General features: G+C 73.1%; 25 protein-coding genes. 4 read left to right on the top strand and 21 right to left on the bottom strand.

The window, feature by feature from the left end; all coding sequences use genetic code 11:
* Positions 1-15: 15 nt before the first annotated feature.
* The 12 genes from L7N97_RS20845 to L7N97_RS20790 all read right to left on the bottom strand — a co-directional run bounded on the left by L7N97_RS20845 (position 16) and on the right by L7N97_RS20790 (position 9,524).
* Complete coding sequence (locus L7N97_RS20845; RefSeq protein WP_237480184.1) at positions 16-561, bottom strand: hypothetical protein; 546 nt, start codon at positions 559-561, stop codon at positions 16-18.
* Complete coding sequence (locus tag L7N97_RS20840) at positions 558-1,241, bottom strand: ParA family protein (protein WP_237480183.1); 684 nt, start codon at positions 1,239-1,241, stop codon at positions 558-560. Before L7N97_RS20840 ends, L7N97_RS20845 begins: the two co-directional genes overlap by 4 nt.
* A gap of 109 nt (positions 1,242-1,350) precedes the next feature.
* A complete protein-coding gene (locus L7N97_RS20835) occupies positions 1,351-1,737 on the bottom strand; it encodes a hypothetical protein (RefSeq protein ID WP_237480182.1) in 387 nt (128 codons plus the stop codon).
* Positions 1,738-1,754: 17 nt separating this feature from the next.
* Positions 1,755-2,261, bottom strand: coding sequence for a chemotaxis protein CheD (locus L7N97_RS20830; protein WP_237480181.1), 507 nt, complete (start codon positions 2,259-2,261; stop codon positions 1,755-1,757).
* Between the two features lie 53 nt (positions 2,262-2,314).
* Positions 2,315-2,704 (bottom strand): response regulator transcription factor, encoded by a 390-nt coding sequence (locus L7N97_RS20825; protein ID WP_237480180.1) that lies wholly within the window; start codon positions 2,702-2,704, stop codon positions 2,315-2,317.
* Complete coding sequence (locus L7N97_RS20820; RefSeq protein WP_309242830.1) at positions 2,683-3,756, bottom strand: protein-glutamate methylesterase/protein-glutamine glutaminase; 1,074 nt, start codon at positions 3,754-3,756, stop codon at positions 2,683-2,685. Before L7N97_RS20820 ends, L7N97_RS20825 begins: the two co-directional genes overlap by 22 nt.
* A complete protein-coding gene (locus L7N97_RS20815) occupies positions 3,753-4,655 on the bottom strand; it encodes a protein-glutamate O-methyltransferase (RefSeq protein WP_237480179.1) in 903 nt (300 codons plus the stop codon). The genes L7N97_RS20820 and L7N97_RS20815 overlap by 4 nt, the downstream gene beginning before the upstream one ends.
* Complete coding sequence (locus L7N97_RS20810) at positions 4,652-5,119, bottom strand: chemotaxis protein CheW (protein WP_237480178.1); 468 nt, start codon at positions 5,117-5,119, stop codon at positions 4,652-4,654. The genes L7N97_RS20815 and L7N97_RS20810 overlap by 4 nt, the downstream gene beginning before the upstream one ends.
* Before the next feature lie 6 nt (positions 5,120-5,125).
* A complete protein-coding gene (locus tag L7N97_RS20805) occupies positions 5,126-7,270 on the bottom strand; it encodes a chemotaxis protein CheA (RefSeq protein WP_237480177.1) in 2,145 nt (714 codons plus the stop codon).
* A gap of 33 nt (positions 7,271-7,303) precedes the next feature.
* Positions 7,304-7,669: a response regulator gene (locus tag L7N97_RS20800; protein ID WP_237480176.1), complete on the bottom strand. Its 366-nt coding sequence runs from the start codon at positions 7,667-7,669 to the stop codon at positions 7,304-7,306.
* On the bottom strand, positions 7,666-7,992 hold the full coding sequence (locus tag L7N97_RS20795; protein ID WP_237480175.1) for an STAS domain-containing protein: 327 nt from the start codon (positions 7,990-7,992) through the stop codon (positions 7,666-7,668). The genes L7N97_RS20800 and L7N97_RS20795 overlap by 4 nt, the downstream gene beginning before the upstream one ends.
* Before the next feature lie 2 nt (positions 7,993-7,994).
* Positions 7,995-9,524 carry a methyl-accepting chemotaxis protein gene (locus L7N97_RS20790; protein WP_237480174.1) on the bottom strand — a complete coding sequence of 510 codons (1,530 nt, stop codon included), beginning with the start codon at positions 9,522-9,524 and terminating at the stop codon, positions 7,995-7,997.
* A gap of 571 nt (positions 9,525-10,095) precedes the next feature.
* Here L7N97_RS20790 and L7N97_RS20785 point away from each other — a divergent pair.
* The gene (locus tag L7N97_RS20785; protein ID WP_237480173.1) at positions 10,096-11,190 is read left to right on the top strand and encodes a catalase family protein; all 1,095 of its coding nucleotides are present in this window, start codon (positions 10,096-10,098) and stop codon (positions 11,188-11,190) included.
* Positions 11,191-11,199: 9 nt separating this feature from the next.
* On the opposite strand, the gene L7N97_RS20780 is transcribed toward L7N97_RS20785, so the two are convergent.
* On the bottom strand, positions 11,200-11,913 hold the full coding sequence (locus L7N97_RS20780; RefSeq protein ID WP_237480172.1) for an SDR family NAD(P)-dependent oxidoreductase: 714 nt from the start codon (positions 11,911-11,913) through the stop codon (positions 11,200-11,202).
* Between the two features lie 134 nt (positions 11,914-12,047).
* Between L7N97_RS20780 and L7N97_RS20775 the strand changes: the two genes are divergently transcribed.
* Positions 12,048-13,355 carry an AmpG family muropeptide MFS transporter gene (locus L7N97_RS20775; RefSeq protein WP_237480171.1) on the top strand — a complete coding sequence of 436 codons (1,308 nt, stop codon included), beginning with the start codon at positions 12,048-12,050 and terminating at the stop codon, positions 13,353-13,355.
* Between the two features lie 12 nt (positions 13,356-13,367).
* Here L7N97_RS20775 and L7N97_RS20770 read toward each other — a convergent pair whose 3' ends face one another.
* From L7N97_RS20770 to def, 7 genes are all read right to left on the bottom strand, one after another.
* Complete coding sequence (locus L7N97_RS20770) at positions 13,368-13,757, bottom strand: YidH family protein (RefSeq protein ID WP_237480170.1); 390 nt, start codon at positions 13,755-13,757, stop codon at positions 13,368-13,370.
* A gap of 11 nt (positions 13,758-13,768) precedes the next feature.
* The gene (locus L7N97_RS20765; protein ID WP_237480169.1) at positions 13,769-14,707 is read right to left on the bottom strand and encodes a dihydrodipicolinate synthase family protein; all 939 of its coding nucleotides are present in this window, start codon (positions 14,705-14,707) and stop codon (positions 13,769-13,771) included.
* Between the two features lie 67 nt (positions 14,708-14,774).
* A complete protein-coding gene (locus L7N97_RS20760) occupies positions 14,775-16,067 on the bottom strand; it encodes an alpha-hydroxy acid oxidase (protein ID WP_237480168.1) in 1,293 nt (430 codons plus the stop codon).
* 34 nt (positions 16,068-16,101) lie between these two features.
* Positions 16,102-16,875, bottom strand: a complete 774-nt coding sequence (locus L7N97_RS20755; RefSeq protein WP_237482332.1) for an aldo/keto reductase — start codon at positions 16,873-16,875, stop codon at positions 16,102-16,104.
* 132 nt (positions 16,876-17,007) lie between these two features.
* Entirely contained in the window at positions 17,008-17,748 is a 741-nt protein-coding gene (gene truA / locus L7N97_RS20750) for a tRNA pseudouridine(38-40) synthase TruA (protein WP_237480167.1), read from the bottom strand.
* On the bottom strand, positions 17,748-18,674 hold the full coding sequence (gene fmt, locus L7N97_RS20745) for a methionyl-tRNA formyltransferase (protein WP_237480166.1): 927 nt from the start codon (positions 18,672-18,674) through the stop codon (positions 17,748-17,750). The genes truA and fmt overlap by 1 nt, the downstream gene beginning before the upstream one ends.
* Before the next feature lie 8 nt (positions 18,675-18,682).
* On the bottom strand, positions 18,683-19,288 hold the full coding sequence (gene def / locus L7N97_RS20740; protein WP_237480165.1) for a peptide deformylase: 606 nt from the start codon (positions 19,286-19,288) through the stop codon (positions 18,683-18,685).
* Positions 19,289-19,427: 139 nt separating this feature from the next.
* Here def and crcB point away from each other — a divergent pair, with 139 nt between their 5' ends.
* Positions 19,428-19,859, top strand: coding sequence for a fluoride efflux transporter CrcB (gene crcB, locus L7N97_RS20735; RefSeq protein ID WP_237480164.1), 432 nt, complete (start codon positions 19,428-19,430; stop codon positions 19,857-19,859).
* A 3-nt stretch (positions 19,860-19,862) separates the two neighbouring features.
* Here crcB and L7N97_RS20730 read toward each other — a convergent pair whose 3' ends face one another.
* The gene (locus L7N97_RS20730; protein WP_237480163.1) at positions 19,863-20,360 is read right to left on the bottom strand and encodes a DUF2937 family protein; all 498 of its coding nucleotides are present in this window, start codon (positions 20,358-20,360) and stop codon (positions 19,863-19,865) included.
* Positions 20,361-20,590: 230 nt separating this feature from the next.
* Here L7N97_RS20730 and tkt point away from each other — a divergent pair, with 230 nt between their 5' ends.
* A complete protein-coding gene (gene tkt / locus L7N97_RS20725) occupies positions 20,591-22,675 on the top strand; it encodes a transketolase (protein ID WP_237480162.1) in 2,085 nt (694 codons plus the stop codon).
* The last annotated feature ends 17 nt before the right edge of the window (positions 22,676-22,692 follow it).

Below are 22,692 nucleotides of genomic sequence, written 5' to 3'. Positions count from 1 at the left end.
CCGACCATCGTGAGGTCAATCATGCGATAGGGCCTGCCGGCCGACGGCGCACCGCACGCGGCGAACGTCAGGAGGGCGGCCAGAATCGCCAGGCGCTGGATCATCGATCGCTTCCCGCCCGGTGAGGCTGTTCGACTGACGTTCGCCGCGGGCCGCGCCGATCGCGACGTCGTTCGCCGGCGAACCCATGGCGGCGATCATGGCGTCGACCTTGTCGATCCCCGCGTCCGCGAGCCGGGTATCCCGGTGAAAATAGTGCTTGTCGAGGATCGAACGCACGTCGCGCAGGCTGTGACTCGCGATGGTGGCGATCTCGGCCTCGGTCGCGCCCGCCATATTGAGCATCAGCACGGCCTTGCCGCGCAGGTCGTGGAACGTCCGGCCGTGCGCCAAGCCGCCACCATCGCGGACAGCCCGCACGGCCACCAGTTGGCCGACGTCGCAGAACGTGGTGACGCGCCCCGTCGAGGTCGACGCGCCGCCCGCTGAGCCGCTCCGCCTGCCCTGCGCCGGATGCCAAGGCGCCTCAGGCCGAGCAGCGGTCGAGGAGAATTCCGTCATCGTGGCGGGCCGGCCTGCACGGCCGCGCTCTGCTGCCCCCGTGAGCGGCCCGCGCAAGAGTCGTCGATCCGCCGCCGGATCGCGCGGCACAGCAGCCGGATCTCCCGCGAGGCCTCCCCGGCCGGGTCGACCTCCGACGGCCCGAGGCCGCGCGACATGGCGTCCTGATAGTCGACCCGCGCGGTGACGGGCGGGGACAGCACGGCCCCCATGGCGTCGAGGGCCTCGATGCCGGTCCGCACGCGCCGGCTGACCTGGAGGGTCGGGCACTGGTTCAGCACGAAGGCGCAGTCCCGCCCGAGGTCGCGCACCCGGCGCCAGGTCGCCTCGGCGGCCCACAGGTCGAAGGCCGTCGGGCGCACGGGCACGAGGATGAGGTCGGCCGCGAGGATGGCGGCGTCGGTGGCCGGGGACAGGTTCGCGGGCGTGTCGATCACCGACAGCGTGACGGCGCGCGCGCGGAGCGTCGCCAGGACGTCGTCGAGGCGCTCGGGGCCGACGGCCGCACCCGCCAGGCGCCGGTCCGACCGCCCCCTCGCCCAGGTGGCGAGCGACCGCTGGGGGTCCATGTCGACCAGGAACACCGTTTCCCCGCGGGCCTGCATCTCGACCGCGATCGAGGCCGCGAGCGTGCTTTTGCCCGATCCCCCCTTCTGCGTGACCAGCGCCACGATCCGCATGTTCCACCTCGGCAGGGGCGCGGCGCCGGCCGCTCGTCCGTCGGGGCAGGATGGGGCCGAACGCTGGTGTGGAGGATGCCGCCGCGTCCGGGGCGCCCCTGACGGCGCCTCAGAACAGGTCGAGGTCGCCGGGGCGGCGCCCGGAGGATCGCGAGGGCGCACGGCCGGCCAGGCGCGACGACAGAGCGTCGAGCGTGACGGTTGCGGCCGCGGCCGCGGCGTCGAGCCGGCCGGAGCCCGAGACTTGGCGGCTCGCGGCGCCCGCGAAGGTCGCCAGACCGTCGAGCGACTGCGTCAGGAGGTCCAGGGTCTGGCCCGCGCGCAGGACCGCGCCGTCGCCGGCCGCGGCGGCCAGCGTGGGCCCGAGGCAGAGCTGCAGGTCGACCGTCGCGGCGTGCAGGTCGACCAGCTCCCTCCGCAGGCGGTCGAGCAGGATAGCGACCTCGTCGCCCTCGACGGCCGGGTCGGGGATGGCGGGCGGGGTCCGTCGTGGCATGGCACCGCGCCTCGCGTTCAGAAGAGTTCGAGCACGCCGGAGGCCGGCGCCGACGTCGCGGGGCCAGCCCCGGTCACGACCGCCGCGGCCGCCATGAAGCTGCGCCGCGCCCGGCCCGAGGCGGGCCAGAACTGGAGCTTGCGGCCGCGCGCGCCGCCGAGGCACTCCGAGGCGACGTGGACGCCCTCGCGCGCCAGGAAGGCGCTCGCGAAGGCGGCGTTCCTCGCCCCGACGTCGGACAGGCCGCGCATCGTGTCGGCGCCGCCGAACAGCTTCGCGACCAGGCGCGACCGGGACGCGCCGCGGACGAGCAGCGCGTTGACCAGCAGCTCCATGGCATGCACGCCGAGGCTCTCACCGCCGCGCCCACCGGCCTCCGCGCCGGGCAGCAGGAAGTGGTTCATGCCGCCGAGCCCGGCGACGGGGTCGTGGAGGCAGGCCGAGACGCAGGACCCGAGCAGCGTGACCAGGCACTCGTCCGGATCGTCGCCGACCTTGTGCTCGCCCTGGACGACGTGGCGCACCCGCGCGGACGCGTCGCCGACGAGCCTGCGGGAAGGAGGCGTCGCGGCCGCCGTCACTGGAGCGCCCCGAAGACGGCTTCGATCTTGCTCCTCAGCTCCGGCACCGAGACGGGCTTCTTGAGGTAGTTGTTCACCTTCATTTTGATCGCGAGCTGCAGGAACTCAGTGCTCTCCGCCCCCGTGAGCAGGAAGAAGGCGCTCTTCTGCGTCGGGCCGTGGGCCCGCACCGCCTGCAGCAGCTCCACGCCGTTGAGCTTGGGCATGTGGTAGTCGGAGATGACGAGGTGGACGGGGGTCTTGATGATCATCTCGAGCGCCTCCCCGCCGTCCTTGGCCATGGCGATGTTGACGATGCCGAGCTCGGCCAGCGCCGCGCGGATCAGCATCCGGCTCGTCTGCTGGTCGTCGGCGATCATGACTTTCAGCTGTGCGGCTTGCGGCATCGGCTCGTCTTCCGGTTCGTGGCATCCGTCATCGCGGCGATCTCCGCGCCGATCCTGTGGAGCGGCAGCTGCCGCTCGACCCCGCCGGCCTCGAAGGCCGTGCGGGGCATGCCGTAGACCAGCGACGTCGCGGCGTCCTGGCCGAGCGTGGCGGCGCCGGCGTCGCGCATGGCGCGCAGGCCGTCGGCCCCGTCGCGCCCCATGCCGGTGAGGATGACCCCGACGGCGGCGGGGCCGAGGTGGCGCGCGACGGAGCGGAACAGCGCGTCCACCGACGGCCGATGGCCGTTCACCGGCTCGCCCTCGCGCAGGCGGCAGCGCGCCGGGCCGCCCGGCCTCGCGCTCGACCCGCGCACCACTTCGAGGTGCTTCGCGCCGCCCGGCGCGAGGTAGACCCGGCCCGGAACCAGCGGAGCCCCGTCGGTCGCCTCGCACACCGCCGGGGCGCACAGCCGGTCGAGCCGGTCGGCGAGCGAGCGGGTGAACAGCGGCGGCATGTGCTGCGTCACCACCACGGGCGAGCAGTCGGCGGGCAGCACGCCCAGCACGGCGATGAGCGCCTCGACGCCGCCCGTCGACGAGCCGACGGCCACGACCCTCCCGTCGGGCGCGTAGCCGGCGGGGGCCGGCTCCGGGCGCTCGGCGGCCTCGGGGCGGCGGACCCGGACCGCGGCGGCCGCCCTCACCTTGCGGGCGAGATCCGCGAAGGGCTCGCCGTCGCCCGGCACCGGCTTGGCTACGCAGTCGACGGCGCCGATCGCGAGCGCACGGGTCGCGATCTCGCCGCATCGCTCCGTGAGGCTCGACACCATCACGACCGGCATCGGCCGCAGCGTCATGAGCCGTTCGAGGAAGTCGAGCCCGTCCATGCCCGGCATCTCGACGTCGAGCGTCACCACGTCGGGATCGAGCGCCTTGATGGCCGCGCGGGCCTCGATGGCGTCGCAGGCCTCGCCCACCACGTCGAGGTCCGGCGAGGCCCGCAGCACGGCCGACACGAGGCGGCGCATGGTGGGCGAGTCGTCGACCACGAGGACGCGATAACGCCTCACGCCGGCCGCCCCCCGTCGAGACGGTAGGTGGTCACGCCGACGCCCGAATAGCGGCCGAGGGCGGGGCCGGACAGGCGCTCCGAGTGGCCGATGCACAGCGTGCCGCCGGGGCGGGTCCGCTCGGCGAAGCGCATCCACAGCCGCGCCTGCGTGGCCTCGTCGAAGTAGATCGCCACGTTGCGGCAGAAGACGACGTCGAACAGGCCGGACATCGGCCACTCGCCCACGAGGTTGAGCTCGCGGAAGGCGACGAGGCGCCGGAGGGCCCCGCCCGCGGCGAGGTGCGAGGCGCCGCCCCGGCCGTCCGCCGGCTCGAAATGGCGGGCCACCTCCGCGGGCGGGGCGTCGGCGAGCACCTCGCGCTCGTAGCTGCCGGCCCGCCCTTCGGCGAGGACGTGGGGGTCGATGTCGGTCGCGAGGATGCGGACGTCGCGCTCCGCCGCGTCCGGCAGGACGGACAGCACCGTCATGGCGAGCGAGTAGGGCTCGTGGCCGCGCGAGCAGCCGGCCGACCACAGCCTCACGCGGCCGCCGGCGCGGGCGCGCGCGGCGAGGTCGGGGAGGATCGACTCGCGGAGGTGCTTGAAGTGGTGCGGCTCGCGGTAGAAGCTCGTGACGTTGGTGGTCAGGGCCGCGATCATGCCCTGGCGCTCGTCGATCCCGCCCTCGCCCTCGACCAGGGCGCAGTAGTCGCGGAACGAGTCGAAGCCGAGGGCGCGCAGGCGCCTGACCAGGCGCGCGTAGACCAGGTCGACCTTGCCCTCGGGCAGGAAGATGCCGGATTCGGCGTGGACCAGGGCGGCGATGCGCTTGAACTCGCGGGGGCCGAGCGCGCATCCGCCGTCGTCGCGCTTCGCCGCCGCGGCGGTCCGGGCCTTGGGACGGGCCGCGGCGGTCACGCGGCCTCCCGCTCGACCGGGGGCAGCACGTTGTCGAGCGTGACGAGGCTGATCATCCGCCCCTCGACGGCCAGCACGCCCGCCACGAAGCTGCGCGCCATGTCGGATCCGACGTCGGGCGTCGGCTGCACGGCGTCGGCCGTGACGGTCAGGATGCCCGTGACGGCGTCGACGAGCAGGCCCACCACGCGGCCGCCCATCTGCGCCACGATCACCACGGCGCGCGCGGTCGGCTCCGTGGCGGGCAGGCCCAGGCGCGCCGCGAGGTCGACGATCGACAGCACCGCGCCGCGCAGGTTGATGACGCCGCGCACGTAGGCCGGCGCGTGGGGGAGCGGCGTGGCGGGGCTCCAACCCCGGATCTCGCGCACGGTCATGATGTCGACGCAGAACTCCTGGTCGCCGATCAGGAAGGAGATCAGCTCGCGCGGAGCCGCGCCGTCGGTCTTCTGGGTGAGGTCCATCGCGGGTCAGCCTGCGCGTGCGAGGGCGGGGAGAAGGCCGCGGGCGCCGGGCGCCGCGACCGCGTCGACGTCGAGGATCAGGGCGACGCGGCCGTCGCCGAGGATGGTCGCGGCCGCGATGCCGGCCACGTGGCCGTAGTTGGCCTCCAGGCTCTTGATCACGACCTGGCGCTGGCCCTGGATGGCGTCGACCAGCAGCGCCGCGCGGGTCCCGCCCTCCACTTCCACCAGCAGCGCCACGCCGGAATGGGCGTCGTCGAGCCGGCCGCGCAGCGCCATGACCTCGCCGACGTCGACCAGGGGCACGAAGGTGTCGCGCACGCCGATCACCCGGGCGTCGTCGCCGAAGCCGTGCACCGCCGTCGCCTTGGGCAGCAGGATCTCGACGATGGAGGTGAGCGGCACGACGAGCGTGTGCCCGGCCACGGACACCACCATGCCGTCCAGCACCGCCAGCGTGAGCGGCAGGCTCATGGTGAAGGTCGAGCCGAGGCCCGGCCGGGACGCGATGGAGATGCGGCCGCCGAGCGCCTGGATGGAACGCCTGACCACGTCCATGCCGACCCCGCGTCCCGAGATGTCGGACACGGCCGCGGCCGTGGAGAAACCGGGCAGGAAGATGAGGTTGTCGGTCTCGTCGTCGGTCAGCCGGGCGTCCGCCGGGATCAGCCCCCTGTCGACCGCGATCGAGCGCACGCGCGGCCGGTCGATGCCCGCGCCGTCGTCCGACACCTCGATGACGATGCGGCCGGAGCGGTGGGTGGCCGACAGGTTGACCTGACCCTCCTCGGGCTTGCCGGCGGCGGCGCGCTTCTCCGGCCGCTCCAGGCCGTGGTCGATGGCGTTGCGGATCATGTGGGTGAGCGGGTCGATCAGGCGCTCGACGACCGTCTTGTCGACCTCGGTGCCCTCGCCCTGGACGACGAGGCGGACGCTCTTGCCGACCTGCGCCGCCACCTCGCGGGCGAGGCGGGGCATGCGCTGGAACACGGACCGCACAGGCTGCGCCCGGATCGCCATGACGCTGTCCTGGATCTCGCGGGTGAGCTGCTCCAGCTCGTCGAGGCCCACGGCCACTTGCGACACGCGGGCGAGGCCGGCCTCGGCCACGCGCTCGGCCAGCATGGCCTGGTTGATGACGAGCTCGCCCACGAGGTCGATGAGCCGGTCGACGCGGCCGAGGTCGACGCGGATCGTGGTGACCGGCGCCGCGCCGCGCCCCTCGGGGTCCGCCGCCTTCGCGGCGGGTTCGGCCGGCGACGGCGCTGGGACGGCCGGTGCCCCGGGTGCGGGCTCCGGCGCCGGCGCGTCGAGGTCCGGCAGGACGTCGACGGGGATCGGGACGAAGACCGGCATCTCCGGCTCGGCCGGGGCGGCGTCGACCCGCTCGATCGCGAGCTCGCTGTCCCATTCGGCGAATTCGAAGATCTCGCGGACGGCCGCCTCCCCGGCGGCCGTGTCGAGCGTCGCGGTCCAGCCGAGATAGGCCGCCTCGGGGTCGAGCCCGTCGAGGCGGGGGAGGCCGCCGACGTCGCAGGACACGTCGAGCGCGCCGAGCAGCGCGAGCTCGCGCATCAGCACCGTGACCTCGTTGCCCTTGGCGAAGAGCTCCGCGCGCGGGCGGAACGAGATCAGGAAGCGCTCGGTCCCGCTGGGCACAGGCCCATCCGAGCCGCCGAGGTCGTCGAAGGCGTCGAGGTCGACCGGGATGGGCGCGAAGACCGGCATCGCATCGTCGGCCGACGCCGCGGGCGGCGGGGGGACAGGGCCCGCGCAGGCCGCCGCGAGCTCCGCCGTCACCGCGTCGGCCCGCGCCGCGTCGTGCGGGGCGTCGGCCCGCGCCGCGCGCAGCAGGTCGGACAGGACGTCGGTGGCCCGGAGCATGAGGCGGACCAGCGCGGGAGCCGGCTCCAGCCGGCCGACGCGGACGAGGTCCATCACGTTCTCGAAGGCGTGGGCGAAGCGCACGAGGTCGACGAGGTTGAAGGCCCCGGCGCCGCCCTTCACCGAATGGACGGCGCGAAAGGCGGCGTTGATCACCTCGGGGTCGCGGTCGCCGCCCTCGACGGCGAGGAGCCCGGCCTCGAGCTCGACGAGCTGCTCGTCGCATTCCTGGAAGAAGGTCTGTCTGATCTCGGCCAAGGCGTCCAAGGTCGATCCCCCGCGCTCGATGGTTGTCGGCGGTCAGGCCGCGACGCGTCGCACGGCGTCGACCAGCTTGGCGCCGTCGAAGGGCTTGACGATCCAGCCCGTGGCGCCGGCCGCGCGGGCCCGCTGCTTCTTCTCGACGTGGCTTTCCGTCGACAGCACCAGGATCGGCACCGCGCGCAGGCGGGCGTCGCGACGCACCCCCTCGATGAAGCCGAAGCCGTCGAGGCGCGGCATGTTGATGTCGGTGATGATGACGTCCGGCCGCGCCGAAGCGAGGAGTTCGAGCCCGTGCTGGCCGTCCTCCGCCTGGAGCACCTCGTAGCCGGCCGAGCTCAGGGCGATGCGGAGCATGTCGCGCATCGTGCGGCTGTCGTCGACCGTGAGAACCGTCTTGCTCATGCGGGTGTGCCTTCGATGGTCAGGATGGGGCCGAGCCCGAGGAGGCGCGTCGCCTGGGCGAAGCCCTCGGAGGGTGCCCGGACGGCGAGCGCCCTGCCGTCGGCCGCCCAGGTGGCCGCGGCGGAGGCCAGCACCTGGGCGCAGAGCGCGCCGAGGTGGCGCACCGCCGAGGCGTCGAGCGCGAGGTCGGAGCCGCGCCGCTCCAGCAGGGCGGCGCAGAGGGGGCCGGCCGCGTTGAGGTCCAGCACGGCGTCGAGGGCGAGGTCGCCGCCCCCGCCGGGTTCGGCGGCCGGGGCGACCCCGCGCCGGGATCGGCGCGCCATGCTCAGAACTCCTCCCAGCCGTCCTCGGCCGGGGCGGCCTGGGGTTTCAACGCCGCGCCGCCGCGGCCCGTCGTGCGCAGCGCCGTCACCGTGGCGGGCCGCGACGGGGCGCGGGGGGCCGCGCGGGCGGGCCGCGCGGGCATGGCCGACGCGGCCTGGCCGACGTCGAAGCGCGACAGCAGGCCGGACAGCTGCTCCGCCTCGGCGCTGAGGCCGTGGGTCGCGGCCGTGGTCTCCTCCACCATGGCGGCGTTCTGCTGGGTGACCTGGTCCATCTGGCCCACGGCGGTGTTGATCTCGTCGAGCGCCGTCGCCTGCTCCTGCGCCGAGGCGGCGATGCCGGCCATCACGTCGTCGATCCGCGCGACGTGGGCCAGGATGCCGTCGAGCGACCGGCCGGTCTCGGCGACGAGCCCCACGCCGGCCGCGACCTGCTGGGACGAGGTGTGGACGAGCGCCTTGATCTCCTTGGCGGCCTCGGCCGAGCGCTGGGCCAGGGCCCGCACCTCGCTCGCCACCACGGCGAAGCCGCGCCCGGCCTCGCCGGCCCGCGCCGCCTCGACGCCCGCGTTGAGCGCGAGCAGGTTGGTCTGGAAGGCGATCTCGTCGATGACGCCGATGATGCGGCCGATCTGGCCGGACGAGCTCTCGATCTCGCCCATGGCCGCGATGGCGGATTTGACGACCGCGCCCGAGCGCTCGGCGTCCGCCCGGGCGCCGCTCACGACCTCGCGGGCCTGCCGCGTGCCGGCGGAGGTCTTCCGCACCGTGGACGTGATCTCGCCGAGGGCGGCCGTGGTCTCCTCCAGGCTCGCCGCCTGCTGTTCCGTGCGGCGGCTGAGGTCGTCCGCGGCCGTCGCGACCTCGCGCGTGCTCGTGCGGATCGCGTCGGCGCTGTCGGCCACCGCCTTCACGGTCGCCCCGAGCCGCTCGGCCGTGCCGTTGAAGTCCGCCTCGATCCGCGCGTAGGGGCCCGCGGCGTGCCCGTCCAGGCGCGCCGTGAGGTCGCCCTCGGCAAGCCGGCTGAGGCCTGTGCCGAGCCCCGCGATGAAGGACTGCTGCGACTCCGATGACAGCCGCTGCGCTTCGAGGTGCGCGGCCTGCCGCTGCTCGATGGCCGTCACGTCGGTGGCGAGCTTGACCACGCGGAAGGCCTTGCCGTCGGCGCCGATCAGCGGGTTGTACGAGGCCTGGATCCAGACGGTCCGCCCGCCCTTGGCCACGCGCTCGAACTTGTCGCTGAAGAACGCGCCCTCGGCGAGACGGGACCAGAAGGTGCGGTATTCCGGCGAGGCCGCGTGGGCCGCGGGGACGAACAGGGAATGGTGACGCCCTTGGATTTCCGACAGAGCGTAGCCCATCGTGGACAGGAAGTTCTCGTTGGCGTCGAGGATCGTGCCGTCGAGGGCGAACTCGATCGTCGCCTGAGACCTGTCGATCGCCTTCAGCTTCCCGCTGACGACTTGCTGCTCCAAGCTGGCCGCAGAACGCTTCTTGCTCCAGTCGAACATGGCGACGCTTCCGAAATACATCTGGACGGTCGCACGGCGCATCGTGCGACGGTGCCAGAACGCTTGTTGGGATTGCCGCCAGGGACCTGTGAGGGCCGGCGACCTGGATTGATTACTAGCGCCGAGGTCATTTCTCCCCGGTTAATAGGAACAGATCTCAAAGGCATCAAATAACACTATGCTCTGAGCAAAAAGGTTCATACCAAACTGTCTTCAGCAACAATTGTTACGATCTGAAATCAGGACGCGGCATCGCACCGCTCGTCTTGTTTCAATCGAGGCTACAACAGGCCCCTCCGAGCGATGCCGCCGAAAGTGCGGAATACACCGCCTGCGACGTCCCCGGTCCTCGGTCCGGTTGAACCGAGCCCAGGGCCGTCCCCGCCGAGGGATCGGCAGCGTCGACGTGCCTTCGAACGGCCGCCCTGACGGCGGCGACGCGGCCCGCATCGCCGCAGCCCGGTGTGGCCGCACCGGGCGCTATCGCATCACGCACGCCGCGGAGGAGCGCCTCGACTGGCCTGCCGGGCGGCGACGGATTTGCCGCGCAGCCGGCCCGCAACTCCGCCAGATCGTCCCATGTTGGTGCCCCATGAAGCAGAAGCAGCCGCCGCTCCGGTTCCAGCCCGGGTTCGAGGTCGTCCCGCCGGACGAGGACGAGATCCAGCGCGGCCTGACCGAGGCCATGCTGTCGATCCAGCGCAAGACGCACGCCGACACCGGCCATGCCCGCCGCGCCGTCCACGCCAAGCCGCACGGCTACCTGCGCGTGACGTTCGAGGTGCTGGACGGCCTGTCGCCGCACCTCGCGCAGGGCCTCTACGCCGCGCCCGCGACCTACGACGCGATCCTCCGCTTCAGCACGACGCCGGGCGACATGCTCGACGACGCCGTGTCGACCCCGCGCGGCGTGGCGCTCAAGGTCCTCGACGTCCCCGGCGCCCGCCTGCCCGGCAGCGAGGGCGACCGGACGCAGAACTACGTGTTCGGCAACTCGCCGACCTTCCAGGTCGCGACGGCGGCGAAATTCCTCCAGCAGCTCAAGCCCATGGCGGCCACCACGGGGCGGGCCGAGCCGCTGAAGCACGCCATCTCGGTCCTGTCCCGCAACGCCGAGGCGGCGCTGGAGATGGTCGGCGGGAAGTCCGCGACCCTCACCACGCTGGCCGGGCAGGCTCCGACCGAACTCCTCGGCGACAGCTTCTACTCGCAGGCGGCGCTGCTGCACGGCGACTACTACGCCAAACTCGCGATGTCGCCCGTGTCGCCGGAGCTGACGGCGCTGTCGCAACAGAAGCTCGACCTGTCCGGCCACCCGGACGTCATCCGCGACTCCGTGCGCGACTATTTCCGCAGCCTTCCGGGCGCCTGGGAGCTGCGCGTGCAGGTCGGCACCGACATCGACGCCATGCCGATCGAGGACGCCAAGACCGAGTGGCCCGAGGACCGGAGCCCCTACGTGGCGGTGGCCCGCATCACGGCCCGGCCGCAGGACAGCTGGTCGGACGGCCTCCGGGATCTCGTCGAGGAGCACCTCGCCTTCGACCCCTGGATCGGCCTCGCCGCCCACCGCCCGCTCGGCTCGATCATGCGGGCGCGCCAGCCCGCCTACGCGGCCGCGCGCCACTACCGCGCCGAGAGCAACGGGGCCGAGATCCGCGAGCCGGAGGGACGGCCCGCGGCCTGAGCGGAAGCGTCACCAGCGGCCGGCGTGCTGGCCGCCGTCGATGTTCAGCGTTTCGCCCGTGACGAAGCCGGCGCGCTCCAGATACAGCACCGCGTCGACGATCTCGCCGACCTCGCCCATGCGGCCCATCGGGTGCAGGCCCTTGGCTAGGTCGTGCACCTCGGGCGGGTTCATCGGCGTCTTGATGACGCCCGGCGCCACCGCGTTCACGCGAATGCCGCGGTCCGCATATTCGATGGCGAGGTTGCGCGTCACCGCGGCGAGGCCGCCCTTCGTCAGCGCGGCGAGGCCGGACGGCACGGCGAGCAGCGGCTGCTCGACCAGCGTCGTGGTGATCTGCACGACGTGGCCCTGTCCCTGCCTCAGCATCTCCGGGATGACGAGCTGCGTCACGTGGAAGAAGCCGAACAGGTTCACGTCCACAATGCGGCGCAGGTCCTCGACCGTATAGTCGGTGAAGGGCTTGCCGATGAAGATGCCGGCGTTGTTGACCAGCGTGTCGACCCGCCCGAAGCGGTCGAGCGCGGCGCGGACGACGCGCTCGGCGGTCGTGCGCTCGGCGATGTCGCCCGGCACCGCGACGACGCCCTCGTCGGCCCCGCCCGCGATGGAGCGCGAGTTGGCCACCACCGCGTAGCCCTGGGCGCGGAAGCCCTCGACGATGCCCGCCCCGATGCCCTGCGACGCGCCGGTGACGATCGCGACCTTCCGTTCGGTGCCCATGGTGCCACTCCTGTGATCGGGGCGCCGGGGATGCATGCACTCCGGCCCCGAGTCAAACGCGGGCCGGCGCTTGACCGACCGCGCGCGCCGGCCCGACAAAGGGTCCGTCGCTCGCCGAGCCCGCGGGGAACAGCATGACCGAGGTCGCGATCCCCGAGCCCGGCGCGGCCTCGCCCGTGCGGGCGCTGTTCGCCGACCGGCGCCTCGCCGCCATGGTGGGGCTCGGCTTCGGCTCGGGCCTCCCGCTGTCGCTGGTCTTCGCCACGCAGTCGGCCTGGCTCAGCGAGGCCGGCGTGCCGATCAGCACGATCGGCTTCCTCAGCGAGATGACCTTCGCCTACAAGCTGAAGTTCCTGTGGGCGCCGCTGCTCGACCGCTACGCTCCCCCGCTCCTCGGCCGGCTGCTCGGGCGACGGCGCGGCTGGATCGTGCTGGCGCAGCTCGGGGTGGCGCTGGCGCTCTGCGGCATCGCTTCCGGCGACCCCGGCCACCGCCTCGCCTGGACCGTGGCCCTGTCGATGGCGCTCGGCTTCGCGGGCGCGACCCAGGATGCGGTGATCGACGGCTGGCGCATCACCGTCGCGCCGCAGGAGCGGCAGGCGCTGATGTCGTCCTGGGCCGAGACCGGCTGGCGCGTCGGCGGGCTCGTGTCCGGCGCGGGCGCGCTCTACCTCGCGGCGGCGTTCGGCTGGCGCGCCTCCTACCTTTGCATGGCGCTCGCCATGGCGCCGGCCCTCGCCGCGGCCCTGCTGGCGCCCGAGCCGGAGCGGGACCGGCAGGCGGACCCGGCGCCGCTCGACCTCCGCCGTGCCGTGGTCGAGCCGTTCCGCGAGCTGCTGGGCCGGCTCGGGCCGCTGGCGGTGCCGACGCTGCTGCTCGTCGCGGGCTTCCGGGCGCCGGGCTACATCTCCAACGCCATGGCGTTCCCGCTGTTCAAGGCGCTGCACTACGGCGACGCCGACATCGCCACCGCGACCAAGCTGTTCGGCTTCCCGGTCGGCCTCGCCGGCACCTTCACGGCCACCTACGTGGTGAAGCGCATCGGCCTGATGCCGACGCTGCTGTTCGGCACGGTCTTCGCCTCGGCCTCCCACCTCAGCCTCGCCTATCTCGCGGCGCACGGCGACCACGGCGGGGGCGAGTTCTGGCTTTTCGCGGGCTCGGTGAGCCTCGACGAGTTCGCCTACGCCTTCGCGTCCATCGTGCTCATCACCTTCATGTCCTCGCTCAGCGCGCCGGCCTTCGCGGCCAGCCAGTTCGCGCTGCTGTCCTCGCTCTGCGCCCTGCCCGGCAGCTTCATCGCCGGCACGTCGGGCCTCGTCATCGAGCGCCTCGGCTTCACATGGTTCTTCGTCGGCACGGCGGTGATCGGCCTGCCGGTGGCGCTGCTGTGCTGGTTAGTGTGGCGGATGCAGGGGCGGGAGGGCGCGCGGGCCGCCTGACGCCCCGCGCCCTCAACCCACGTGATCCACCACCGAATAGGCCATGTAGGCGAAGAGCGCCGCGCCGAAGAGCATCAGCAGCGCCACGAGCCCGACGTCCATCCGCACCCCGGTCGCGGGCCGCTTGTCCGGGCTGTCGATCGCGGCGGCGGTGCGCCGGAACCGCACCGTCGCCAGCACCATCATCAACCCGGCCAGGGCGATGACGAGGAGGCCGACGATGTCGGCCACGCCCTCGCCCACCGCCGACGGCCCCTGCCCGCCGAGCGTGCGGCTGGTGGCCTTGAGGAACAGGTCGAACTTCTCCACCAGGAAGCCGAAGGCCGCCACCGCGATGGCGGTGCGCACCCAGGCGAGGTAGGTCCGCTCGTTGGCGGCGTGGTCGCTGTAGCGCTCGATCATGGCTTCCGCCCTCAACCGATCCGCCCGGCCGCGCGGGGGTCCCGCCGCGCGAGGCGGCCGAGCAGGTACTCGACCTCGGCCCTCGCGGCGGCGCTCATCGGGCTCGCGGGCTTGCGCTGCGCGTCCGACGCGATGATGCCGCGCCGCGCCATCACGTATTTGCGCACCGCGAGCCCCACGTTCGGCTGCTGCTCGTAGCGCAGCAGCGGCAGGTGCGCGTCGAAGAGGTCGTGGGCGGCGTCGCGCTCCCCCGCGGCGGACAGGCGCACCACGTCGATCAGCATGTCCGGGAAGGCGTAGCCCGTCATGGCGCCGTCGGCGCCGCGCTCGCATTCGAAGTCGAGGAACAGGCCGCCGTTGCCGCACAGGATCGAGATCGGCCGCATCTCGCCCGCCCCCTCCCAGGCCCGCAGCGCGGAGATCTTCTCCAGGCCCGGCCAGTCCTCGTGCTTGAGCATCACCACTGACGGGTTGGCCTCCACGATGCGGCGGATCACGCCCGGCGCCATCACCACGCTGAAGGTGAGCGGATAGTCCTGCAGCACCACCGGCACATCGGCGCCGACCGCCTCGCTCGCCTGGGCATAGTAGGTGACGACCTGGTCGTCGGTGCGCAGCGTGTTGGGCGGCGCGATCATGACGCCCGCGGCCCCGGCGTCCATGGCGGCGCGGGCCAGCGCCCGCATGGCGGCGAAGCCCGGCGCCGACACGCCCACCACCACCGGCAGCGCGGGCGCGCGGCGGATGAAGCGCGTCGCGAGGTCGAGCGCCTCGGCGCCGTCGAGCTTGGGCGCCTCGCCCATGACGCCGAGCACGGTCAGGCCCGTGGCGCCGGTCGCGACGTAGAAGTCCGTCATACGGTCGACGGAGGCGAGGTCGACGCGCCCGTCGGCGTGGAACGGCGTCGGCGCGATGGGGAAGACGCCGCGGGCGGTGTGGTCGAGCGGCATGGGGAAGACTCCGGGCGGGCCTGTCGGCGCGGGCGCGCAAGCTTGTCTCACGCTCCCCGTGCGGGTGTCACCCCGGCCCGGGCGGCGGATGGGCGTCGCAGACGTGCCGCCGCGCGACCTCGCCGACCGCGTTCACCCCCAGCATGGCCATGTTCCGGTCGACCTCGGCGCCGAGCAGCCCCATGGCGTGGCGCACGCCGCCCTCCCCCGCCGCCGCGGCGGCGAACAGGAACGGCCGGCCGAGGAAGACGAAGTCGGCGCCGAGCGCCAGCGCTTTCAGAACGTCGCTGCCGCGCCGTACCCCTGAGTCGAACAGCACCGCCATGGATCCCGCCGCGGCCTTCACGGCGGGCAGGGCGTGGAGCGGCGCCAGCGCGCCGTCGAGCTGGCGGCCGCCGTGGTTCGACACCCACACGGCATCGACGCCGCGCGCCTCAGCCTCGCGCGCGTCGCCGGGCGCGAGCACGCCCTTGAGGATGAAGCGGCCGCGCCAGCGGCGGCGGATCAGCTCCACGTGGTCCCACGACAGGCCGTCGCGCTTGCCGACCGCGCGCACGAGGTCGCGCGACAGGATCGGCGGGCCGCGGCGCGCGTCCATGTTCTCCATGTGGGGCATGCCGGCCCGCAGGGTCCGCGCGAAGGTGCCGAGCGACCAGCGCGGATGCGCGGCGCCGTCGGCGAGGAGCTTCAGGCTCGGCCGCAGTGGGATGGAGAAGCCGGTGCGGACGTTGTTCTCGCGGTTGCCCGGCACCGGCACGTCGACGGTCAGCACCAGCGTGTCGAAGCCGGCGCGCTCCACGCGGTCCACCATGGCGAGGATGCGCGCGGGCTCGCCCGGCAGGTAGGCCTGGAACCAGCGCGCGCCGCCCTCCGCCGCCACGCGCTCCAGCGGCATGATCGAGGTGGCGCTCACCGCCATGGGCACGCCCTCGGCCCGCGCGGCGCGCGCCAGCACGAGGTCGCCCTCGAAGCAGGACAGGCCGGAGAGACCCATGGGGGCGATGCCGAAGGGGAAGCGGTGGCGCTCGCCGAACAGCGTCGCCGCGGTCGAGCGGCGCGACACGTCCCGCAGCGTGTCCGGCACGAAGGCGATCCGGCGGAAGGCGTCGCGGTTCTGGTCGCGCGACTGGTTGGTCTCGGCCGCGCCCGCGTAATAGCCGTAGATCTGCCGCGGCAGGCGCCGCCGCGCCGCGGGCTCGAAGTCGTCGAGGGCGAGGAAGCCGCGGAGCTGCCGCGGCACGGCGTCGTCGGGGCGCCGCGCCTGGGTGACGACCGGGGCCGGCGGAACCGTGCCGGGCGCGGGGGCGTCACGGCCCGCAGGTCCCGCCGCCGCGTCGCCGCCCTGCCCGCCGTCCGTCATCCCGCGCGCCCGCACATTCGTCCCGCCGCGCGCCTCAGAACGTCGCCGTCAGCGGGTCGGGGCCGGTGCGGCCGTCGGCGGAGTCGAGCGCCGCGATGCGGGCGCGGTCGTCGGCGTCGAGCGCGAAGTCCCACACGTCGATGTTCTCGCGCAGCCGCTCGGGGCTCACGGTCTTCGGGATCACGATCAGCCCCTCGTCGAGGTGCCAGCGGATCACGACCTGCGCCGCCGTCTTGCGGTGCTTCCGCGCGATGGCCGCGAGCGCGGGCTCGCCGAGGAACTTGCCGCGGCCGAGCGGGCTCCAGGATTCGGTGCGGATGCCGAGCCGGTCGTGCACCTCGCGCAGAGCGCGCTGCTGGAACTGCGGGTGGAGCTCGATCTGGTTCACGGCCGGCGTCACGCCCGTCTCGCCGATGATACGCTCTAGGTGGTCGGCGTTGAAGTTGGACACGCCGATCGACGTCGCGCGGCCCTCCTGGCGCAGCCGCACCAGGGCGCGCCACGTGTCGACGAAGAGCGCCTTCTTCGGCGCGGGCCAGTGGATCAGGTAAAGGTCGACCGACGCGCGCTTGAGCCGCCCGGCGCTGGCCTCGAAGGCGCGCAGCGTGGAGTCGAAGCCCTGGTCGGCGTTCCACAGCTTGGTGGTGAGGAAGACGTCGCTGCCCGCGAGTCCCTCGCCGACTCCCTCCTCGTTGTTGTAGGCCGAGGCGGTGTCGACGGCGCTGTAGCCCGCCGCGATCGCCTCCCGCATGATGCGCGCCGCCTCGCCGGCGGGCGTCTGCCACACGCCGAGGCCGAGCCGCGGCATGGCGCGGCCGTCGTTGAGTTCGATGTCCTGTGACAGCGTGTCGGCCACGGCGGCGCCCTTCCGAAGGTTGGCCGCGCGAAAGCGGCGACGGGAAGCGCAACGCCGGAGCGCCCGTCGCGGTCGCACTCTTCGTCAGGGATAATCGACGTGGGTGAGGTAGAGCCCATCGGCCGGCGCCACCTGGCCGCAGCGGCGTCGGTCGCGGGCGTCGAGGGCGGAGCGCAGGTCGGCGGCGCTCCAGCGGCCGAGTCCCACCATCGCGACCGAGCCCACCATGGAGCGCACCTGCCGGTGCAGGAAGGAGCGCGCCCAGACGCGGATCTCGATCGCCTCGCCGTCGCGCTCCACCGTGAAGCCGTCGAGGGTGCGCACGGGGCTCGCGGCCTGGCACTCGCTGTCGCGGAAGGTGGTGAAGTCGTGCATGCCGAGTAGGCCCTGCGCGGCCGCGTGCATGGCTTCGGCGTCGAGCGCGGGCTTCACGAGCCAGCGCTGGCCGGCGTCGAGCGCCAGCGGGGCGCGGCGGTTGACGATGCGGTACAGGTAGCGGCGCCGCACCGCAGAGTGGCGCGCGTCGAAGTCTCCGGCCACGCGCTCGGCGGCGCGGATCGCGATGCGGTGCGGCTTGAGGTTCGCGTTGACGGCGTCGCGCACGCTGTCGGTGCGGTAGTCCTTGGCGAGGTCGAGGTGCGCCACCTGCCCGGTGGCGTGGACGCCGGAATCGGTGCGGCCGGCGCCGTGCATCCCGCCCGGCGGGCAGCCGAGCGGCGCCGCGGCCGTCTCCAGCGCCCCCTGGATCGACGGGCCGTTCGCCTGCCGCTGCCAGCCGACGAAGCCCGCGCCGTCGTATTCGATCGTCAGCTTGTAGCGGAACATCAACCCAGCCGCGTGCCGGCCGGCACGGGCCGGCCGCGCAGCAGGTCCACCGCGGGGAGCGGCGCCTTGCCGGCGCGCTGCAGGCTGGTCAGCGCCACCGCGCCCTCCCCGCAGGCGACCGTCAGCGCGTCGTCGACCGTCGCGCCGGGCGCGCCGGACGCGTCCGCGAGCCTCGCGCGCAGCACCTTGACGCGCTCCGGCCCGTGGCCGAGGTCGGCCTCGAAGAAGGCGCCGGGAAAGGGCGACAGGCCCATGACGTGGCTGAGCACCTCGCGGGCCGGCCGCGTCCAGTCGATGCGGGCCTCGGCCTTGTCGATCTTGGCCGCGTAGGTGACGCCCTCTTCCGGCTGCGGGCGGAACTGCAGCGTGCCGCGCTCCATCGCGCCGACGGCGCGTCCCATCAGGTCGGCGCCGATCACCGCCAGGCGGTCGTGCAGGTCGCCGGCCGTCATGTCGGGCGTGATGCGGACGCGCTCCTCCATGCCGACCGGGCCGGTGTCGAGCCCGGCCTCCATCCGCATCACCGCGACGCCGCTCTCGGCGTCGCCCGCCATCACGGCGCGCTGGATCGGCGCGGCCCCCCGCCAGCGCGGCAGGATCGAGCCGTGGAGGTTGACGCAGCCGAGGCGCGGCGCGTCGAGCACCGCCTGCGGCAGGATCAGACCGTAGGCCACCACCACGGCGAGGTCGGCCTCGTGGGCCCGGAACGCCGCCGCGGCCTCCGCGCCCTTCAGGCTCGCCGGATGGTGCACGGGCGCGCCGAGCCGAGACGCCAGCGCGTGGACCGGCGAGGGCGTCTCCGCCATGCCGCGGCCCGAGCGGGCCGGCGCGCGGGTGTAGACGGCGGCGATCTCGTGCCCCTGCCCCACCAGTTCGCTCAGCACCGGCACCGCGAAGGCCGGCGTGCCCATGAAGACGACGCGCATGGGACCCGTCAGGCCACGGGTTCGGCGGGCGGCTCGGCCGGCGGCGCGGGCTTGCGCGCCCCCATGGCGGCGCGGGGCGCCGGGCGCGGCTCGCGCGCGTCGCCCTCCGCGAAGCGCGCCGCCTTGGCGAAGCGCTTGGTCACCCGCTCGCGCTTCAGGCGCGAGATGTGGTCGATGAAGAGCACGCCGTCGAGGTGGTCGATCTCGTGCTGGATCGCGGTCGCGAGCAGGCCGTCGGCCTCCATCTCGCATTCGGCGCCGTGGCGGTCGAGGAAGCGCACGCGCACCCGTTCGGGCCGCTCGACGTCCTCGTAATAGTCCGGGATCGACAGGCAGCCCTCCTCGTAGACCGCGAGCTCGGGCGAGGACCGGACGATCTCGGGGTTGACCAGGAACAGGGGCTGGGGCGGCTCGTCCTTGCGGGCGACGTCGATCACCACGAGCCGCTGCATGATGCCGACCTGCACGCCGGCGAGGCCGATGCCGGGCGCGTCGTACATGGTCTCGATCATGTCGTCGAGCGCCGCCCGGACCGGCCCGTCGACCTTCAGCACGCGCTCGGACTTCTGGCGCAGGAGGTTGTCGGGCAGCGTGAGGATCTGGCGGATTGCCATGGCGGACTCGGCGGGCGGGGGAGCCCCCCGACATAGGCACGCAGGCACCGCCGGTCAATTCGCGGGCCCGCCGCGCCCGTCGGACGATTGCGCGGCCGGCGGGGCCGTGGGAAGGCGAGCACGACCCGGAGACGCGCCCATGAACCTCACCACCTGCCTCGTCGTGGCGCTCGGCGGCGCCATCGGCACCTTCGGCCGCTACGCGCTGGCCCTCGCCATGGCGCCGATCAGCGGGAGCCTGCCCTGGGGCACGGTGATCATCAACATCGCGGGCTCCTTCGTGATCGGCTTCTTCGGCACGCTGACGCTGGCGCACGGGCGCTATCCCGTGCCGGAGAACCTGCGCCTCTTCGTGCTGGTGGGGCTGTGCGGCGGCTTCACCACCTTCTCGTCGTTCAGCCTGCAGACCTTCGACCTCCTGCGCGCCGGCGCGGTGGGCCGCGCGCTGGTCAACGTCGGAGTCTCGGTGGTGCTGTGCCTCTGCGCCGTGGCGGTCGGCCACCTCGCCGCGGCGCAGCTCAACGGCGGCGCCGTGTCGGTGGTGCAGGCCTCCGTCGAGGAGGACGCCTGACGGTCAGGCCGGCACGGCGATCCGCCGCCGGCGGAACGGCGACGCGAGGAGGCGCGTCCCGCCGTAGCCCGCCACGAAGCCCACGGCCGCCGCGACGAGCCCCCCGGCGGTGACCGGCACGGCGGGCTGGAAGATCGCGTAGGCCCGGCCGGCGATCTCGGGATCGAAGCGCTCGGCGAAGACCCAGTAGCGCCCGACCGGCCCGGCGTCGTCGAAGGCGCGGTCCTGCGCTTCGAGCCGCCGCTCGCGCGCGACGTCGCCATCGAGGTCGGTGCCGCGCGCCTGCACCAGAGGGTCGGCGTTGGATCTGAGCCGCGCGATGCCGGCCTCGCGGGTGAGCGACTGCGCGCCCGCCTCGGCGTCAAACTGCGCGATGGTGCGCTTGAGCTCGTCGACCGCGCCGCCGAGCCGCTGCCGGTACTGCTGCACGAACTCCGGCGCCTGCGAGAACACGATCCCCAGCAGCAGGCCGACCGCCATCGCAAACCGCCTCGCCAGCATGGCAGCGCCGTCCCCCCGATTCGCCGAAACCGCGCGCATCCTCGCGGGGCCGACCCGCCGGCGCAAGCGCGGTCCGGCCCTGGCGCGCGGCGCGTTGAACCAAAACGGCAGGGAAAGGTTCTGACGTTGCATGAACGACGCCGTGCCGCCGCGCGTGGACCTACGGCCGAGCTTGAGCTAGCACGGCTGCGGGTCCGAACGTGACCGACGAGCGGGCGAGAGGGGAAACCATGAGCGACATCGATCAACTGTGCATCAACACGATCCGCACGCTTTCGATCGACGCGATCCAGAAGGCCAATTCCGGGCATCCGGGGGCGCCGATGGGCATGGCGGCCCCGACCTATGACCTGTGGACCGAGCGCCTCAACTACGACCCCAAGAACCCGCTCTGGCCCAACCGCGACCGCTTCGTGCTGTCGGCCGGCCACGCGTCGATGCTGCTCTATTCCATGCTGCACCTCAGCAAGGTCGAAGCCGTCGACCACGACGGCAAGAAGCTCAACCGCCTCGCCGTCTCGATGGACGACGTGAAGAGCTTCCGGCAGGCCGGCTCCTACACGCCCGGCCACCCGGAATACGGCATGACCACCGGCGTCGAGGCCACCACCGGCCCGCTCGGCCAGGGCATCGCCATGACGGTCGGCATGGCGCTCTCGGAGAAGTGGCTCGCCGCCCACTACAACAGGCCCGAGTTCAAGCTCTTCGACTACAACGTCTACGCCATCACGTCGGACGGCGAGATGATGGAGGGCATCGGCTCCGAGGCGGCCTCGCTGGCGGCGCATTGGAAGCTCGACAACCTCTGCTGGATCTACGATTCGAACAACGTGACGCTGGACGGCCCCGCCGGCTGGGCCTTCTCGGAGGACGTCGGCGCGCGCTTCCTCGCCTACGGCTGGAACGTGCTGCACGTTCGCGACGCCAACGACCTCAAACAAGTTCAGGCCGCCTACCAGGGCTTCCTGGAGGAGAAGTCGCGGCCCACGCTCATCATCGTCGAGAGCCACATCGGCTACGGCTCGCCCAACAAGCAGGACTCCAACAAGTCCCACGGCTCGCCCCTCGGCGCCGACGAGGTCAAGCTCACCAAGAAGTTCTACGGCTGGCCCGAGGACTCGTCCTTCCTGGTGCCGGACGGCGTCTACGAGCGCTTCTCGGACACGCTCGGCAAGCGCGGCGGCGAGGCCCATAACAAGTGGGCCGAGCTGTTCACGGCCTACAAGGCCAAGTACCCGGACGAGGGCAAGCAGATCGACGCCCTCATCGCCAAGGAGGTGCCGCAGGCCGCCTACGACGCGATCCCGACCTTCCCGGCCGACGCCAAGGGCATCGCCACGCGCGAGTCCGCCTCCAAGGCCGAGAACGCGCTGGCGCCGCACTATCCCTGGCTCGTCGGCGGCTCGGCCGACCTCGACGAGTCCACCAAGACCAACCAGACCGCCAAGGAGGCCGGCACCTTCCGGCCCGACAGCCGCGGCGGGCGCAACGTCCACTTCGGCGTGCGCGAGCACGCCATGGGCGCCATCTGCAACGGCATGGCGCTGTCGGGCCTGCGCCCCTACGGCGCGACCTTCCTGATCTTCTCCGACTACCTGCGCCCGGCGATCCGCCTGTCGTCGCTGCAGGAGCTGAACTCGATCTGGGTGTTCACCCACGATTCGATCGGCGTCGGCGAGGACGGGCCGACGCACCAGCCCGTGGAGCAGATCCCCAGCCTGCGCGCCATCCCGGGCCTCTTCGTGGTGCGGCCCGGCGACGCCAACGAGGCCGCCGAGGCGTGGAAGTTCGCCATCGGCCTCAAGAAGAACCCGTCGGCGCTGATCCTGTCGCGCCAGCCCATGCCGACGCTCGACCGCAACGTCTACAAGCCCGCCGCCGGCGTTCAGCGCGGCGCCTACGTGCTGGCCGACCCGAAGGACGGCAAGGACGTCGAGGTGATCCTGATGGGCACGGGCTCGGAGCTCTACCTCTGCGTGGAAACCTACGAGGCCCTGGCCAAGGAGGGCATCGGCGCCCGCGTCGTGTCCATGCCCTGCTGGGAGCAGTTCGAGCTGCAGGACGAGGCCTACAAGGACGAGGTGCTGCCGCCCCACGTCGCGGCCCGCGTCGCGGTCGAGCAGGCCGCCACGATGGGCTGGGAGAAATACGTGGGCCGCAACGGCGCGATCATCGGCATGCACACCTTCGGCGCCTCGGCGCCATTGAAGTCGCTCCTCACCAAGTTCGGCTTCACGCCCGAGAAGATGGTCGAGGCCGCCAAGGGGCAGATCGAGAAGCAGCGCGCGGCTGGCATGAAGGCCGCGGCCGAGTGATCAACCGGGCGCCGGCC

Origin of the sequence: Lichenibacterium dinghuense (genome assembly GCF_021730615.1) — a bacterium.
GTDB lineage: Bacteria > Pseudomonadota > Alphaproteobacteria > Rhizobiales > Beijerinckiaceae > Lichenihabitans > Lichenihabitans dinghuensis.
The sequence above is the reverse complement of the archived record's forward strand: the minus strand, read 5'-3'. Positions and strand labels throughout refer to the sequence as shown.

Excerpts from the sequence above, each read along its gene's own strand:
- L7N97_RS20845 (WP_237480184.1), bottom strand. The coding sequence starts at position 561 with ATGACGGAATTCTCCTCGACCGCTGCTCGGCCTGAGGCGCCTTGGCAT.
- L7N97_RS20840 (WP_237480183.1), bottom strand. The coding sequence starts at position 1,241 with ATGCGGATCGTGGCGCTGGTCACGCAGAAGGGGGGATCGGGCAAAAGC.
- L7N97_RS20835 (WP_237480182.1), bottom strand. The coding sequence starts at position 1,737 with ATGCCACGACGGACCCCGCCCGCCATCCCCGACCCGGCCGTCGAGGGC.
- L7N97_RS20825 (WP_237480180.1), bottom strand. The coding sequence starts at position 2,704 with ATGCCGCAAGCCGCACAGCTGAAAGTCATGATCGCCGACGACCAGCAG.
- L7N97_RS20810 (WP_237480178.1), bottom strand. The coding sequence starts at position 5,119 with ATGGACCTCACCCAGAAGACCGACGGCGCGGCTCCGCGCGAGCTGATC.
- L7N97_RS20800 (WP_237480176.1), bottom strand. The coding sequence starts at position 7,669 with ATGAGCAAGACGGTTCTCACGGTCGACGACAGCCGCACGATGCGCGAC.
- L7N97_RS20795 (WP_237480175.1), bottom strand. The coding sequence starts at position 7,992 with ATGGCGCGCCGATCCCGGCGCGGGGTCGCCCCGGCCGCCGAACCCGGC.
- L7N97_RS20790 (WP_237480174.1), bottom strand. The coding sequence starts at position 9,524 with ATGTATTTCGGAAGCGTCGCCATGTTCGACTGGAGCAAGAAGCGTTCT.
- L7N97_RS20785 (WP_237480173.1), top strand. The coding sequence starts at position 10,096 with ATGAAGCAGAAGCAGCCGCCGCTCCGGTTCCAGCCCGGGTTCGAGGTC.
- L7N97_RS20780 (WP_237480172.1), bottom strand. The coding sequence starts at position 11,913 with ATGGGCACCGAACGGAAGGTCGCGATCGTCACCGGCGCGTCGCAGGGC.
- L7N97_RS20775 (WP_237480171.1), top strand. The coding sequence starts at position 12,048 with ATGACCGAGGTCGCGATCCCCGAGCCCGGCGCGGCCTCGCCCGTGCGG.
- L7N97_RS20770 (WP_237480170.1), bottom strand. The coding sequence starts at position 13,757 with ATGATCGAGCGCTACAGCGACCACGCCGCCAACGAGCGGACCTACCTC.
- L7N97_RS20765 (WP_237480169.1), bottom strand. The coding sequence starts at position 14,707 with ATGCCGCTCGACCACACCGCCCGCGGCGTCTTCCCCATCGCGCCGACG.
- L7N97_RS20760 (WP_237480168.1), bottom strand. The coding sequence starts at position 16,067 with ATGACGGACGGCGGGCAGGGCGGCGACGCGGCGGCGGGACCTGCGGGC.
- L7N97_RS20755 (WP_237482332.1), bottom strand. The coding sequence starts at position 16,875 with ATGCCGCGGCTCGGCCTCGGCGTGTGGCAGACGCCCGCCGGCGAGGCG.
- truA (WP_237480167.1), bottom strand. The coding sequence starts at position 17,748 with ATGTTCCGCTACAAGCTGACGATCGAATACGACGGCGCGGGCTTCGTC.
- fmt (WP_237480166.1), bottom strand. The coding sequence starts at position 18,674 with ATGCGCGTCGTCTTCATGGGCACGCCGGCCTTCGCGGTGCCGGTGCTG.
- def (WP_237480165.1), bottom strand. The coding sequence starts at position 19,288 with ATGGCAATCCGCCAGATCCTCACGCTGCCCGACAACCTCCTGCGCCAG.
- crcB (WP_237480164.1), top strand. The coding sequence starts at position 19,428 with ATGAACCTCACCACCTGCCTCGTCGTGGCGCTCGGCGGCGCCATCGGC.
- L7N97_RS20730 (WP_237480163.1), bottom strand. The coding sequence starts at position 20,360 with ATGCTGGCGAGGCGGTTTGCGATGGCGGTCGGCCTGCTGCTGGGGATC.
- tkt (WP_237480162.1), top strand. The coding sequence starts at position 20,591 with ATGAGCGACATCGATCAACTGTGCATCAACACGATCCGCACGCTTTCG.